At 55.1% G+C, this 14,796-nt stretch carries 15 protein-coding genes; 14 read left to right on the forward strand and 1 reads right to left on the reverse strand.

The window, feature by feature from the left end:
* Nucleotides 1-24 precede the first annotated feature (24 nt).
* The 10 genes from DYE26_RS02505 to DYE26_RS33255 all read left to right on the forward strand — a co-directional run bounded on the left by DYE26_RS02505 (nucleotide 25) and on the right by DYE26_RS33255 (nucleotide 8,042).
* Nucleotides 25-576: a hypothetical protein gene (locus tag DYE26_RS02505; RefSeq protein WP_036621924.1), complete on the forward strand. Its 552-nt coding sequence runs from the start codon at nucleotides 25-27 to the stop codon at nucleotides 574-576.
* A 179-nt stretch (nucleotides 577-755) separates the two neighbouring features.
* Entirely contained in the window at nucleotides 756-1,628 is an 873-nt protein-coding gene (locus DYE26_RS02510; RefSeq protein ID WP_036621925.1) for a heptaprenyl diphosphate synthase component 1, read from the forward strand.
* A gap of 9 nt (nucleotides 1,629-1,637) precedes the next feature.
* Nucleotides 1,638-2,363: a demethylmenaquinone methyltransferase gene (locus DYE26_RS02515; RefSeq protein ID WP_371861045.1), complete on the forward strand. Its 726-nt coding sequence runs from the start codon at nucleotides 1,638-1,640 to the stop codon at nucleotides 2,361-2,363.
* Nucleotides 2,356-3,228: a UbiA-like polyprenyltransferase gene (locus DYE26_RS02520; RefSeq protein WP_036621926.1), complete on the forward strand. Its 873-nt coding sequence runs from the start codon at nucleotides 2,356-2,358 to the stop codon at nucleotides 3,226-3,228. The genes DYE26_RS02515 and DYE26_RS02520 overlap by 8 nt, the downstream gene beginning before the upstream one ends.
* Nucleotides 3,228-3,845 carry a UbiX family flavin prenyltransferase gene (locus DYE26_RS02525; protein WP_036621927.1) on the forward strand — a complete coding sequence of 206 codons (618 nt, stop codon included), beginning with the start codon at nucleotides 3,228-3,230 and terminating at the stop codon, nucleotides 3,843-3,845. The genes DYE26_RS02520 and DYE26_RS02525 overlap by 1 nt, the downstream gene beginning before the upstream one ends.
* A complete protein-coding gene (locus DYE26_RS02530) occupies nucleotides 3,826-4,695 on the forward strand; it encodes a menaquinone biosynthetic enzyme MqnA/MqnD family protein (protein ID WP_036621928.1) in 870 nt (289 codons plus the stop codon). The genes DYE26_RS02525 and DYE26_RS02530 overlap by 20 nt, the downstream gene beginning before the upstream one ends.
* A complete protein-coding gene (locus tag DYE26_RS02535) occupies nucleotides 4,692-5,666 on the forward strand; it encodes a polyprenyl synthetase family protein (RefSeq protein ID WP_036621930.1) in 975 nt (324 codons plus the stop codon). Before DYE26_RS02530 ends, DYE26_RS02535 begins: the two co-directional genes overlap by 4 nt.
* Before the next feature lie 133 nt (nucleotides 5,667-5,799).
* Nucleotides 5,800-6,243, forward strand: a complete 444-nt coding sequence (ndk, locus tag DYE26_RS02540; RefSeq protein ID WP_036621931.1) for a nucleoside-diphosphate kinase — start codon at nucleotides 5,800-5,802, stop codon at nucleotides 6,241-6,243.
* Nucleotides 6,234-7,067, forward strand: a complete 834-nt coding sequence (locus tag DYE26_RS02545) for a CheR family methyltransferase (protein ID WP_036621932.1) — start codon at nucleotides 6,234-6,236, stop codon at nucleotides 7,065-7,067. The genes ndk and DYE26_RS02545 overlap by 10 nt, the downstream gene beginning before the upstream one ends.
* Before the next feature lie 807 nt (nucleotides 7,068-7,874).
* Nucleotides 7,875-8,042: a hypothetical protein gene (locus DYE26_RS33255; RefSeq protein WP_164815325.1), complete on the forward strand. Its 168-nt coding sequence runs from the start codon at nucleotides 7,875-7,877 to the stop codon at nucleotides 8,040-8,042.
* 424 nt (nucleotides 8,043-8,466) lie between these two features.
* On the opposite strand, the gene DYE26_RS02550 is transcribed toward DYE26_RS33255, so the two are convergent.
* Nucleotides 8,467-9,660 (reverse strand): IS4 family transposase, encoded by a 1,194-nt coding sequence (locus tag DYE26_RS02550; protein WP_036618208.1) that lies wholly within the window; start codon nucleotides 9,658-9,660, stop codon nucleotides 8,467-8,469.
* A gap of 536 nt (nucleotides 9,661-10,196) precedes the next feature.
* On the opposite strand from DYE26_RS02550, the gene aroC reads away from it, so the two are divergent.
* The 4 genes from aroC (at nucleotide 10,197) to trpE (ending at nucleotide 14,790) form a co-directional block, all read left to right on the forward strand.
* The gene (aroC, locus tag DYE26_RS02560) at nucleotides 10,197-11,366 is read left to right on the forward strand and encodes a chorismate synthase (protein ID WP_036621937.1); all 1,170 of its coding nucleotides are present in this window, start codon (nucleotides 10,197-10,199) and stop codon (nucleotides 11,364-11,366) included.
* A complete protein-coding gene (aroB, locus tag DYE26_RS02565) occupies nucleotides 11,366-12,469 on the forward strand; it encodes a 3-dehydroquinate synthase (RefSeq protein ID WP_036621941.1) in 1,104 nt (367 codons plus the stop codon). Before aroC ends, aroB begins: the two co-directional genes overlap by 1 nt.
* Nucleotides 12,462-12,836 carry a chorismate mutase gene (gene aroH / locus DYE26_RS02570; RefSeq protein WP_036621942.1) on the forward strand — a complete coding sequence of 125 codons (375 nt, stop codon included), beginning with the start codon at nucleotides 12,462-12,464 and terminating at the stop codon, nucleotides 12,834-12,836. The genes aroB and aroH overlap by 8 nt, the downstream gene beginning before the upstream one ends.
* A gap of 391 nt (nucleotides 12,837-13,227) precedes the next feature.
* On the forward strand, nucleotides 13,228-14,790 hold the full coding sequence (gene trpE, locus DYE26_RS02575; protein WP_036621943.1) for an anthranilate synthase component I: 1,563 nt from the start codon (nucleotides 13,228-13,230) through the stop codon (nucleotides 14,788-14,790).
* The last annotated feature ends 6 nt before the right edge of the window (nucleotides 14,791-14,796 follow it).

Genomic DNA, 14,796 nt, shown 5'->3' on the forward strand with positions numbered 1-14,796 from the left:
GAGCATATCAAAGGGGGATGCCCCATGAAGTATACACCGCTCATAAAAACGGCTCTGCTGACGCTCGGCTGTGCGGCGGCGCTGGCTTTCGTCTCGTGGCTCGGCGAACGAAGCGGAACGCCGCCGCATACGGCCGCCGTGTTCGCGGGGCAGAAGCCGGCCGAATTAACAAACGACAACTTGGTGGACGGTCTCTCCTCGCTGGATCTTCCGGTGCCGATCGGCAAGGTGGATTTGACCGGAGGCATTTTGTCCGTGGACCTTAAAGTCACCGAGGAGGATTTCAGCGCCGACCGCATTTATCAAGGGATGGCGGAAATGCTTGCGTTTTCGTTCGAACGGACGAGCAACGTCGATCAACTGCTGCTGCGGCTGTTTGCCGAGGACCGTTGGCTCGGCACGAAATATTTGCTGCTCGCCGCCGATGTCCGCCGCAGCGATTGGCGGACAACCGATTTGGCGGAGCTGCGGCAAACGGGCGACCGTCAGCTGTCCGAGGCGCTGAGGCAGCGGCTAAGGGTGACTGAAACGCAGCTGTGGATGTCGCGTTTTCTTCGCGCACCGGCGGGCCGTTAACCGGCCGCCGCCGTCGCCGGAGGCTTGCTCCCGCCGCGATTGCCGCCCGGCCGGTTGGCGGGATCCTGCGCGTCCAACCTCTGTGCGCAGGGAATTAACATGTGATATAATATACAAGATTACGACCTATTTTTAATTTGAAACGTGGTAAGAACAAGCGGCTCGGACGGAGGCAAAGGATGAAACCTTATCGCATAACAGAATTGGCAAAAAAATATGTCTCCTATGACATGATCTCAGCCCACACGGCGCTTCCGGATTTTCCGGTGCCCCGTGTTCGTTTGCTTTATGCCTTTTTAAACGACCGGCAGAGCCGGGCGGCGGATGCGGCCGAAACCTGCGCGCTGGCTGCTTTTCTCGTTCAGCTCGGCATGGATACGCACGATCTGATCGATGTGGAGGAACGCTCGGGGAGGGAAACCACCGCCATGCGTTCGCGCCAGCTCAAGGTGCTGGCGGGCGATTATTTCAGCGGAGTGTTTTACGACCTGCTGGCCCAGGCCGGAGAAATCGGCATGGTGTCCTCCATGAGCGCGGCGATTTGCGAGGTGAACCGCCTGAAGGTCGAACTGTACAGCAAGCTTAAGAGGAGGCTGCTGTCCGCGGAAGAGTACCTGAAAGAATGCGTCCATGTCAAAATGGGGCTTTTTCTTTCTTTTTCCCATCTGCTGGACAAGCCGGCGCAAAATTTGTGGCGCCTGCTGCTGGCCGAATTAAGCCGCTGCGAAGTGATGCTGGACGAGATGAAATCGAGCGGCGAGCTTCCTCAGAACCGCCAGGGATACGCTTTTTTGCGCATCCTGGAGACCGGTACCGCCGAGGATCTTGAATCGATTGCCGAGCGGAAGGTCGGGGAGCGGGATTGGTCGCTCCTGCTGGTCAAGTACAACGTGAAGGAACAGCTGATGTCCATGCTCCGCCAATCGGTGGACCGGGTGCAGGCGCTGCTTCATGAATGCAAGATGGAAACGGCGCAAAGCGAGCTGAAAGCGATTCTTGAGCCTTTTATCGCCGCTTTGTCCCCGGCGCGCCGTTCCGCGCAAGAAGGGTAGGTGTTATTCATGAGACAGATGTCGCCCGACTCGAAGGGACAGTATGTACACGAAGTGTTTGAGAACATCGCGCCCAAATACGACATGATGAACGATTTGATCAGCTTCGGACGCCATAAGGCCTGGCGCAAATTTACGATGGCCAAGATGAACATGCCGCCGGGGGCTACGGCCATCGATTTGTGCTGCGGCACCTGCGACTGGACGATTAGCATGGCCGAGACGAGCGGCGGGCAGATTACCGGGCTCGATTTCAGCGAACACATGCTGGAATACGGCCGCCGCAAAATCAAGGAACGCCGTTTGGAGCAGGCGATTACCCTGGTTCAAGGCAACGCGATGGAGCTGCCGTTTGCCGATGATTCGTTCGACTACGCCACGATCGGCTTCGGCCTGCGCAACGTGCCCGACCTGCACCAGGTGCTGCGGGAGATGAAACGGGTCGTCAAGCCGGGCGGGATGGTCGTTTGCCTTGAGGCGTCCAAGCCCACCTGGCAGCCGTTTAAGAGCATTTATTATGTTTACTTCCAAAAAGTACTTCCGATGCTGGGCAAGCTGGTGGCCAATCGCTACGAACAGTACAAATGGCTGCCGGAGTCCCTGATGCAATTTCCCGGCCGCGAGGAACTCGCGCAAATTTTCCGGGAGACCGGATTAACGAAGGTCGAAGCGTATCCTTTAACCGGCGGGGTTGCCGCCTTGCATCTTGGAACAAAGGAGACGCCTCATGTTTAGAAAACTCGTAATTTTCCTGCAAATGATCAAATTCGAACATACGGTATTCGCGCTGCCTTTCGCCTTCATGGGCGCGCTGCTCGGATCCCAGACCATAAACAACCACCTTCCTTCCTGGCCGCAGATCGGCTGGGTGCTGCTGGCGATGTTCGGGGCCCGGAGCGCGGCGATGGGGCTGAACCGGCTGATCGACCGGGTCAGCGACGCCAAAAACCCGCGCACGAAAAACCGGGCCATCCCGGCGGGACTTTTGAAAATCGGGGAAGTGGTCGCCTTCGTCATCGTTTCGTTCGCGCTGCTGTTCTGGGCCGCCGCGGAGCTGCATCCGCTGGCTTTGAAGCTGCTGCCGATCGCGGTCTTTATGCTCGTGTTTTATTCTTACACCAAACGGTTCACCTGGCTCTGCCATGTCGTGCTTGGCCTGACGATCGCGCTGGCGCCGCTCGGCGGCTGGGCGGCCGTGACCGGCACGGTGGATTGGACGGCCATGGTATTTTTCGTGACGATCACGTTTTGGATCGCCGGCTTTGACGTTATTTACGCTTGCCAGGACGTAGAATTCGACATCAAGGAAGGGCTGCATTCGATCCCCGTTCGCTTCGGCGTCGCCAAATCGCTGAAAATCGCCCAGGCCTTCCATATCATCACGGCGCTCGGCTTTATCGCGCTGCTGCTGATGACCGATCTCGGCTGGTGGTATATCGCGGGCATGATCATCGCTTATTTAATTTTGTTCTACGAGCATCATATCGTGTCCCCGGGCGATCTCAGCCGGCTGCAAACCGCTTTTTTTACGATGAACGGCGTGCTGAGCATCGTGGTCTTTTCCTTTACTTTGATTGATTTGGTGGTGCGGCATTACTGATGGACAGACAAAAGGCTATCGTCGTTGGGATCACGGGGGCCAGCGGCTCGGTATATGGCGTCAAGCTGATCGAAACGCTGCTGGAGATGGAGTTTTCGGTGCACCTGGTCGTGTCGGGCGCGGGCTGGCGCGTGCTGAAGGAGGAGCTTGGCTGGAATACTGCCAGCCGGGAGGAAACGCTGCAGGAGCAGTTCGGGCGTCTGCCCGGAAAGCTCGTGTACCACAACGTGGCCGACATCGGCGCGTCGATCGCCAGCGGCTCTTTCCTCACATGCGGCATGATCGTGATGCCGTGCTCGATGGGGACGCTCTCGTCGATCGCCAGCGGCGCATCCGATAATTTAATGGCCCGGGCCGCGGACGTTATGCTGAAGGAAGGCCGGCCGCTTGTGCTCGTTCCGCGCGAAACGCCGCTTCATGCGATCCATTTGGAAAACATGCTGAAGCTGGCCAGGTTGGGCGTACGCATCATCCCGGCGATGCCGGCGTTTTATTTCGGACCGCAAACGATCGACGATCTGGTTAAATTTTTGGTCGGCAAGGTGCTGGATAATTTGGGCATTGAGCATGCCTTGTTCAAAAGATGGGGGGATGACCATGTGCAACCGGGAGAATAACGACATCCTCATCGGAAAAATCAAATACAGCAACGTATGGCCCGTATTTCATCATTTCGACGTGCCGCGCCTGCCGCAAAGCAGCCGTCTGGTCACCGAGGTGCCTTCGGCGCTGAACCGCAAAATGCTGAGCGGCGCGCTGGATATATCCCCGGTGTCTTCTTTTGCTTACGGCTACGGTGCGAAGCGGTTTTTGCTGCTTCCCGATCTTTCCGTCAGCTCGGACGGCCCGGTTAAATCGATTTTGCTGTTTTCGCGTAAACCCCCGGAACAGATTGCGGGCGGAACGATCGCGCTGACGAATACGTCGGCGACCTCGGTCAACCTGCTGAAAATCATTATGGAGAAAGCTTACGGCGGGCGTCCGACCTATTGGGACAGCGAACCCGAGCTCGATGCCATGATGGATAGGAGCGACGCCGCCTTGCTGATCGGGGACCATGCCATCGAAGCTTCTTGGCGGGATCACGGTTATATCGTGACCGATTTAGGGGAAGTCTGGAAAAAATGGACCGGTTACGGCATGACCTTTGCGGTGTGGGCCGTGCAAAAGACGTTTGCAGAAGCACACGGCGAATATCTGGCCGCGGTATGCGAGGCGTTTGAGGCGAGCAAACGGCAAAGCCTGGGCGATTTGACGCCGCTCGTCGAACGGGCTTGCCGCGAAATCGGCGGAACGCCGGAATATTGGACCCGGTATTTCGGCAGCCATATCCGTTATGATTTCGGCGAACAGCGCCGGGCCGGCCTGGCTTTATATTTTAGGTACGCCTACGAGATGGGCCTGCTTGACCATCGGGTGGAAATAGAGATGTGGAGTGACAATTCGTTGACGCGGGTGAAGAAATGAAGATTATGGACATTTTCGGCGCACTCAAAAAGGATATGGATTTTATCGAGCAGCAGCTGTACCGGAGCATCGACGGCGATGACGGCATCCTAAGCGAAACGTCCCTGCATCTGCTGAAGGCGGGGGGGAAGCGGCTGCGGCCGGTGTTCGTGCTGCTCGGCGGCAAGTTCGGCAACTACGATCTGCAGCAGCTGCAATATATCGCCGTTCCGCTGGAGCTGATCCATTCGGCATCGCTCGTGCATGACGATGTGATCGACGATGCCGAAACCCGGCGCGGCAAACCGACCGTCAAATCGAAATGGGACAACCGGATCGCGATGTATACAGGAGATTATATTTACGCCAAAGCGCTAATGCAGGTTACGCAGCTAGGCAACCCGTACATACACCGGACATTGGCCAAAGCGATGGTGCAGATGTCGATCGGGGAAATGGAGCAAATCCGCGATTTCTTCAACACCGAGCAAAGCGTCCGCGATTATTTGCTGCGCATCCGCCGCAAAACCGCGCTGCTGATCGCCATCAGCTGCCAGCTTGGCGCGATGGCGGCGGAGGCCCCGGACAAAGTGAACTTATTGCTTTATCGTTATGGTTACAATGTCGGAATGGCGTTTCAAATCCGCGATGATCTGCTGGATCTGTTCGGCACGGAGAAGGTGATCGGCAAACCGCCCGGCAGCGATATGCGGCAAGGGAACATTACGCTGCCGGTCCTTTACGCCCTGCAGGAGCCGGAGCTTCGGGAGCCGCTGCTGCGGGAAATCCGCGGGATTCAAGCGGGAGACGGCAGCGGCGACGTGTCCCGGGCGATCGAGATGATCCGGACCAGCCCGGGAATCCGCCGGGCCGAGGAGCTGGCGGACCGTTTCATCCGCAAGGCGCTGGACGCTTTAAGCGAACTTCCCGACAACAAATCCCGGGCTCATTTGCAGGAAATTGCGCACTTTGTCAACAAACGCTCCTATTAGCGGTAGTTCAAAACACGAATTATTTAGCTTTACGGGTTTCGCTTTTTTTTGGTAAAATGCAGGTGAAACCGCCTTCTTCAAGGCGATGTTTATAAAGTTTATAACGACGACGCGATTTTTCGGGAGGGAATCCATGGAACGAACGTTTTTGATGGTTAAGCCGGACGGGGTACAACGCGGTCTGGTCGGCCGGATCATTAGCCGGTTTGAGGATAAGGGGTTTCAAATGATCGCCGGCAAGCTGGTTCAAGTATCCGAAGCCCAAGCCAAAAAGCATTATGCGGAGCACGAGGGAAAGCCTTTTTTTGACGAATTGGTCGGCTTCATTACGTCCGGGCCGGTATTCGCCATGGTGTGGGAGGGCGACGATATCATTGCTTTATCCCGGATGGTCATCGGCAAGACGAAAGTGACGGAGGCGCTCCCCGGCACGATTCGCGGCGACTTTGCCGCCCATACGCCGTTTAACCTGATCCATGGTTCCGACGGACCGGCAAGCGCGGAACGCGAGATCGCCAATTTTTTCGCTCCGCATGAACTCATCAATTATTCAAGAAGTGTAAGCCGATGGATATGAACCGGATCATTCCCGACCTTGCTCGGACAGACAACGCAGAAACGGCACCGGATCCGGATTACCTCGGCTTTATTCAAAACATCAAGAAGAGCACGGGCATCGATCTGGCCCAGTACAAGGAAGCGCAAATGAAGCGGCGTTTGACGACGCTTCGCAACAAAAACGGCTTTTCCTCGTTCGCGGATTTCTATGCGGCGATGATGGGGAACAAGGCGCTCTTTTACGAATTTCTCGACAAGATGACGATCAACGTCTCGGAGTTCTGGCGCAACCCGAATCGTTGGGAAGTGCTGCGGGACAAGGTTTTGCCCGAGCTCGCAAAGGACGGGGGCAAGTTGCGGGTTTGGAGCGCCGCCTGCTCCACGGGGGAAGAACCGTATACGCTGACGATGATATTGGCGGATATGGGCCTGCTCCCCCGCACCTATCTGCTGGCTTCGGACATCGATGACGGGGCGCTGGCCAAAGCGCAGGAAGGGCTGTATTTGGAGCGTTCGCTCAAGGATGTGCCCAAGGACGTAGCGCAGCGCTATTTCGCGCCGGATGGCGCGATGTACCGGTTTGACGCCAAATTGAAGAAGGCCGTGACGTTCAAGAAGCAAAACCTGCTGCTGGACCGGTTTGAAGAAGGCTTTGACCTTATCGTCTGCCGGAACGTGATGATTTATTTCACGGAGGAAGCCAAACAGGGCCTTTATCATAAGTTTTCCGAAGCGCTCCGCCCGGGCGGCGTTTTGTTCGTCGGCAGCACGGAGCAGATTTTTTCGCCGGGCCAATACGGTTTGGAAGCGACCGAAACGTTTTTTTACCGGAAACAAGCTTAGAATCCTGAAGCCATCAAGGTTGAGTCGGGGTTTTGAGGGGCGAGGCAGATGCAGATGCTTTCGAAGTGCGTTTTTTTCAAAACGCTTTAGGTTAGATGAAGCCAGGGAGTGAGCAGCGGAGCTAAACGGTATCGTAGAAAACGGCCTCGTACACAAGCGTTGCATTTAAATTTGGCAAGATACATTTTCTGAGCACACTAATATTCTAACGGTTGCCACAAGCGCTATTTGTTCCAAAAACGTTGATTTCAAATTGTAACGGTTGCAATGGAGCTTATTACACTGAAAATCGGCAATTTTTGCTTGGAGTCAGGCAAATAACGGCGTTGGCAACCGTTAGCATTTAGAAAAGGTCTTTTTTCGATAAATAGCTGCTGTTACAACCGTTAGATTGCCGGCGGGCGACTGTATCGATTCGAAAGCCAACGCTTTTAAAGAAATGTTGAGCAATAGTTAATGCAACGCCAATGGGCCTCGCAAGCATTGGCTGGTAAATCCTACGTGAGCAACGGAGATGTTTCCGCAGGAAACATGCTTCGGAAGCATCCGCCCCGCCCCACCCGGCTGAATTCAAGATTCGATGCCGAATCTGCTGCTGCGAGATACTTCGCCATAAGTAAAACTCATCTCGATATACTTTCTAAAAGGCCAGCCAGACCGTTTTAAGAGGAAGTTTGTTCTTGCGATATAAGGATGCGAAAATTCCAAGCGGTTTCATTCTTATATCTTCAAAAGCCGACTGTATATTCCAGGCTGTATTTTCCAATACTTGTAGCCATAAGGTCATTTGGCATTGGAGGACAGGCCATGGACAAAAGAAAAGTGATCGAAGCTTACAGACGCGGGTTTTTGACGCCGCAGGAATGCGCTCAGGTGCTGGGCATCGAAGGCTCCCATCTGAAGCGGATGCTTGAGGATTTCCCGGCGGATTCGCGGCGGCCCGCCGCTTTGGACAACCGCCCGGCTTCGGGGTAAATGTCCGTGAAACACAGGAATAACGTTAAATTCGCGGTGCTTGAATGTTTAAGGCATAGCCTGCTCTCTTGAAAGGAACCCCAGGAGATGGCAGGTTATGCCTTTTTGCGCTGCGGAGTAGAAGTTCGGATAACTATTTGGGGCTAGCGGAACTTTTTGTTCTTGTTAGCCGGATTATCCCGGGTTATCCGGGTTATCGGGGTTATCCGGATTGAGCATGTTTATAACGGACTTCAAAAATAGCGGCACTTTATGCACTAGCGTTGCAAGAACACTAACATCAATTTTCAGCAAAACCCACATTTGGATTATTGAAACTATAAATGGATTTTTTTACAGTCATTTTTTAAGCTTAAGACCAAAAAGTCAAGGTTACCTAATGCGTAGGTCGCGATGTCCCATTAAATGTATATAATGGATATTATTACTTGAATTTGCTTGGCTTAATTATCCCAACCATTGTGCGCACCGATAACGCTTTGGGACCTGACCCCGGACGTCTCCCCGGACTACTTCGACTGGGTTTCCGATCCAGTTCGGTTCGAAAGGATCGCCATGAACGGTACAAGTACTCGCGGAGAATCCGGAGCACTTGCCAGTTTGTTTTTGCCGTTTGGGTGCTGTGCCGGATGTGCTCCACGAGCAAGGCAGTAATTAAAGCCAAGAATAACTGGTTCCAAATAGCCTGTGGTTTATGACTGTGCAGCTTCTTCAATCGCAAATGTTGCTTCAGCCATTTAAAATACAACTCGATGAGCCAGCGATTTTTATAGATCTGCGCGATTTCTTCAGCGGTCTTATCCCATACCGATGTAAAAATACGATAAGTCCGTTCCTGCTCGTCATAAAACTCCACCAAACGAACGGAATGTTCCATGGATCGGAAGGAACTGCCCACGCAAACCTTGGCGTCCCGCGTGATGTTCGAGCCTTCCGGAACAGGATACTCCTCAATGACGGTGGCAAGCGCGCGATCTCGCATACGGATCACAAACTGGATGTTGTCCTGGACCCATTGATCCATCCGGGCATAATCATCATAACCGCGATCCATCACATAAATCGCATCCGAGGGGACGACCAGTTCAACGGCCCCCGCACGATCCCCTACATTGAGCGAACTGGGGATCATGGCATCAGGAAATAGCTTGTCGGGAGCTGTAACAACGAGGCGCAGATGCATCTTGACGCCGCTACTCTTATTTGACATCTTGGCCCAACTTCCAAGTTGAAGCGGCAGTCGAATGCTGGAAGAATCAATGATGTGCAATTTCCCGCTCTGGCCCTGGTGGCAAGCACGTTGCTGTGTTTGTGATGCCAGATGCTGAAACATCCACTCCAACAGCTCCGTTGGGATCTGATCGAGTTTTCGGGATAATTGCGAGCCGCTGATACTCTCCAACTGTAGAAGCTGCTGAAGTTTCGGCTCAGCACGAAGTGCAATTTCCATTTCACCGTAAGATGACCATTGTTTCAACTGAGCATTGATGAAGAGCATGATCGCTTTCATCGTGGTAAGTTTCTTGGTGTAATGGTCGAAGAGTAAACGTTGATGCACATCGATGGGCAGTAAGGAAATCAGTTGACGAATGACCGTTTTAGCTTTAACGTTATCCATGGATGGTCTCCTTTTGTAGAGAGTTATGGACAACGTACCTACCTCTTTACAATAGGAGATTTTTTATGCTTTTTCCATGAAAAATGATCATAATTACCCATATTTAACTAATATTTGATTATTCGCGTTAGGTTTTATGCAACGCTAGTGCACTTTATGTACTTATTGTACGGAGTCACGTATATTCATCCCCATTAGCGGCATTTTTTGTACTTATTTTTCTATGTATGGTGCAGTTCGCGGGCATTTCCTTGCGGTTCGGGAAAATAGCGGCATAAATTGTCCCTATTCCTCTTTCAATGGGCGATAGCGCCGGAATAACGCCCTTTTTTGCCCTTAAGTTTTCGCCGGGGCTCTCGGACGGCATTGTTTTTTTCCTGTCTCGTCCGCAAAGGAAGAGGCGGAAACAAAGAAGAAATTGCCGCAATGTTGAATCGCGCGCGTGACAGACCCGGTGATAAATATTATAATGAGCAAAGAAATTATCGGATTTTAGTTCTTTACAGTTTAACAGTTTAAAGGGGGAACGCATCATCATGAGTTTACGTTATTTGACCGCCGGGGAGACGCATGGACCCCAGTTGACTGCGATTATCGAGGGATTGCCGAGCAATCTTCAGCTGGATCCCGACGCGCTCAATTTTGAGTTGGCCCGCCGTCAGAAAGGGTACGGCCGCGGCCGGCGGATGCAGATCGAGAAGGATACGGCGCAAATCGTCGGGGGCGTACGGCACGGCTTTACGACCGGGGCGCCGGTGGCGCTGGTGGTGGAAAACAATGACTGGAAGCATTGGCAAAAAATTATGAACACCTGGCCGATCGAAGGGACGGACGAAGAGAAGCGCAGAGTGCACCGGCCCCGTCCCGGACATGCGGATTTGAACGGGGGCTTGAAATACAACCTGAAAGACCTGCGCAACGTGCTGGAACGCTCCAGCGCGCGGGAAACCGCCGTGCGGGTAGCCGTCGGCGCCGTAGCCAAGCAGCTGCTGGAGCGCTTCGGCATGCGGATCGCCGGGCATGTCATCCGCATCGGCGAGATCGAAGCGCCGCCGCATAACTTGCCGCTGGATGAGCTGGCGCGGGTCACGGAAGCGTCGTCGGTTCGGGTGGCCGATCCGGAAACGGAGAAGAAGATGGAAGCCTATATCGACAAAATCAAGGAGGAAGGCGACTCCATCGGCGGGATCGTCGAATGCATCGTGGAGGGCGTGCCGGTCGGGCTCGGCAGCCACGTGCAATACGACCGCAAGCTGGACGGCCGGATCGCCCAGGCGGTCGTGTCGATCAACGCCTTCAAGGGCGTGGAGATCGGGATCGGCTTCGAAGCCGGGACGATTCCGGGCTCGCAGGTGCACGATGAAATCCTCTACAGCGAGGAGCGCGGGTATTACCGGGCGACCAACCGCCTGGGAGGATTTGAAGGCGGCATGACCAACGGCATGCCGGTCGTGGTGCGCGGCGTGATGAAGCCGATTCCGACGCTTTACAAGCCGCTGCAAAGCGTGGACATCGACACGCGCGAGCCGTTTGCGGCTCAGGTGGAACGCTCCGACGCCTGCGCCGTTCCGGCGGCCAGCGTTGTGCTGGAGCATGTCGTGGCTTGGGAAATCGCCAAGGCGTTCCTGGAGAAATTCGGCGGCGACTCCATCGAAGAAGTCGAACGGAATTATCAGGGTTACCTGAACCAATTGGAGAGTTACTGATGAGAACGCTGCAGGTCGATTTGGGAGAGCGTTCGTATCCGATCTATATCGGCGGCGGTTTGCTTGGGAAAGCGGGAGAGTTTTTCGAGAACCATCAGTTGTCCAAAAAAAGCCCGGTGCTGCTCGTAACCGATGAGCATGTGGCTCCCCTATATTTGGAAACGGTGGAATCTTCGCTGCAGGCAAGCGGGTACACGACGGTGAGCAAAGTGGTGAAAGCCGGGGAAAAATCGAAGTCGCTGGACGTTTACGAAGACGTCATGACGACGGCGATCGAAGGCGGTCTGGACCGCCGCTCGGCTGTGGTGGCTCTCGGCGGCGGCGTCGTCGGCGATTTGGCCGGCTTTGTGGCGGCCAGCTACATGCGCGGCGTGCCGTTCGTGCAGATGCCGACGACGATTCTGGCGCATGACAGCAGCGTGGGCGGCAAAGTGGCCGTCAACCACCGGCTGGCCAAAAACATGATCGGCGCCTTTCATCAGCCGGAAATGGTGCTGTACGACGTGGATAGCTTGCAAAGCTTGCCGCCCCGGGACGTGCGCGCCGGCTTGTCGGAGATGGTAAAGCACGGGCTGATCTGGGACGCCGAGTTCGCCGCCTGGTGCCGCGAACACGCGTCCGAGCTGCTCGCTCTTGACCCGGAGGCGCTCGGCTTCGGGCTGACGCAGGGCTGCGCTATCAAGGCGAAGGTCGTGTCCGTGGACGAACGGGAGCAAGGCCTCAGGGCGATCCTGAATTTGGGGCATACGCTGGGACATGCGATCGAGGCGATCGGCGGGTACGGCGAATTTTTGCACGGAGAAGCGATTTCGATCGGGATGGCGGCGGCGGCGAAGCTTGCGGTGAACCGGGGCCGGGATGCCGCCCTGTATCAAGAAACCGTCGCTTTGCTGCAGCGCTTTGAGCTGCCGACGGCAATGCCGCGCCATTTGGACGAGGAGAAGCTGATCGGAGCGATGATGCACGACAAGAAGTTCAAGGAACAGCAACTGGTGTTTATTTTGCCCGTCGCTATCGGCCAGGTGGAAATCGTCAGCGATGTGGCGCTGGGCGAGGTGCGGCGGGTGATCGCGGAATTGAAAGAGGAGGAACCCCATGTATAACCGAGGAATTCGCGGGGCGACGACCGTGACCCGCAACGAAGAGCAGGAAATTTTGCAGGCGACGGCCGGATTGCTGAAAGAAATCGTGAACCGGAATGAAATCGTACCCGAGGATATCGCCAGCGTCTGGATTACGGTAACCCCCGATCTGGACGCCACCTTTCCGGCCCGGGCCATCCGCGGCCTGAGCGGCTGGGATATGGTGCCGCTGATGTGTTCGACGGAAATCCCGGTGAAAGGCGGTCTGCCGAAATGCATCCGCCTGTTGATTCACGTGAACACGACCAAAGGGCAGCGGGAAATGAAACACGTTTATTTGAACGAAGCGAAAAGCCTGCGCCCGGACTTGAGCGCGTCCAATTCTTAAGGAGCGGCCGGGCTGCCTAAAAACCGGTGTTGCCAAACGGGCTCGACATAAGGTATAGTAAGTTTAAGATTTTAGATGAGCGAGTTTTTGCATCGTATAGTTCAGTTATTGTGAGTTAGTGTTTGCCTAGAGCCAGCTAAGTTTTTGAGATGATTTAGAGCCGAGTAGAGTATAGTTGAGATGAGTCGAGTTTAGTTGAGCGATAGCCAATACGCACTATAGCAGTTCACGCAGGTTATTGGTTTGCCGTATGTCGAGCGCAGGGCAACCTTTGACATTTGCAGTGCGGGACACGTGGGCGGGATGGCTTTCCTTATAAACCGCAAATCTTTGGACCTCTACTTCGGTAGAGGTTTTTTTATTTTTATATCCCGATAAGGAAGTGAGAGACATGGCAACCCCGCAAGTAGAACAGGTCATTGCTTTGGCTAAAGATTACAATCTGATCCCGATTACCCGGACGCTGCTCGCCGATTTGGAGACGCCGATCCGCATTTTCCGCCGCGTCGCCCAGCGGGAGCGGGCATTTTTGCTGGAGAGCGTGGAGGGCGGGAGCCAGTGGGCGCGCTATTCCTTTATCGGCACCGACCCGTTTTTGACGATTGCGGCGAAAAAAGGAGAAGTGGTGCTGGAACGTGCAGGCGGCAAAGAAACGCTGCGTTCGGCGAAGCCGCTCGATGAGCTGAAAGCGATCCTGCGGAGTTACCGCAGTCCGAAGCTTCCGGAAATGCCGCCGTTTACCGGCGGAGCGATCGGGTTTTTCGGCTACGATTTGCTGCAGTATTACGAAAAGCTTCCCGCCCACCGGGTGGACGATCTGAATATGGACGATATGCAGTTTATGTTTTGCGATCAGGTGATCGTGTTCGACCACGTCAAGCAGCGGATTCTGCTGGTCGCCAACGTGCACGTTAAGGAAGGCGACCGCGACGAGGACATCCGGCGTTCTTACGAGCTGGCGGAACGGAAGCTGGACGAGGCGGCCGACCTGCTGCACCAGGAAGGACCGGGCGAAAGCTTCAACCGCCGCCCGATGCCGGTCGTGACCGATTTGGGCGATGTCCGTTCCAACCTGACCAAGGAGCAGTTTATCGCTAATGTGGAGAAAGGGAAGGAATACATCCGCGCCGGAGATATTTTTCAAGTGGTGCTGTCGCAGCGGTTCCATATCGAAACCGAGGTCGATCCGCTCCATGTGTACCGGGTGCTGCGCACGCTCAATCCTTCTCCTTACATGTACTATCTCAAGCTGGACGGCGAGATCATCGTCGGAACGTCGCCGGAGGCGCTGGTGAAGGTGGACAGCGGGCGGGTCGAGACGCGGCCGATCGCCGGCACCCGGCCGCGCGGGGCAACGGAGGCGGCCGACCTCGCCTTGGAAGCGGAGCTGCTTGCGGACGAAAAAGAGCGCGCCGAGCATCTGATGCTGGTCGACCTGGGCCGCAACGATTTGGGCCGGGTTTCGGAATTCGGCAGCGTTCAATGCGAGTCGTACATGGAAATCGAGCGATATTCGCACGTGATGCACATGGTTTCGAAGGTTTCCGGCCGGCTGCGCGGCGACAAGGACTTTTTCGACGCTTTTCTGTCCTGCCTGCCGGCGGGCACCGTATCCGGGGCGCCGAAGCTGCGGGCGATGGAGATCATCGCCGAGCTGGAGAACGAAGCCCGGGGCACCTATGCGGGGGCGATCGGGTATCTCGGATTTTCCGGCAATATGGACTCGTGCATCACGATCCGGACGATCGTGTTTAAGCACGGAAAAGCTTACGTGCAGGCCGGCGGCGGGATCGTCTGGGATTCCGTGCCGGAAAACGAATATCAAGAGTCGGTGAACAAGGCCAAAGCGCTGCTGACGGCGATCCGCACGGCGGAGCAGATGTTTCCGCCCGCAGCCAAGGACGGCGATGTGCTGAACCAAGACTATTTATACGAATATATCCCGGGAAAATAAAGAAAG

The organism is Paenibacillus macerans, assembly GCF_900454495.1.
GTDB lineage: Bacteria > Bacillota > Bacilli > Paenibacillales > Paenibacillaceae > Fontibacillus > Fontibacillus macerans.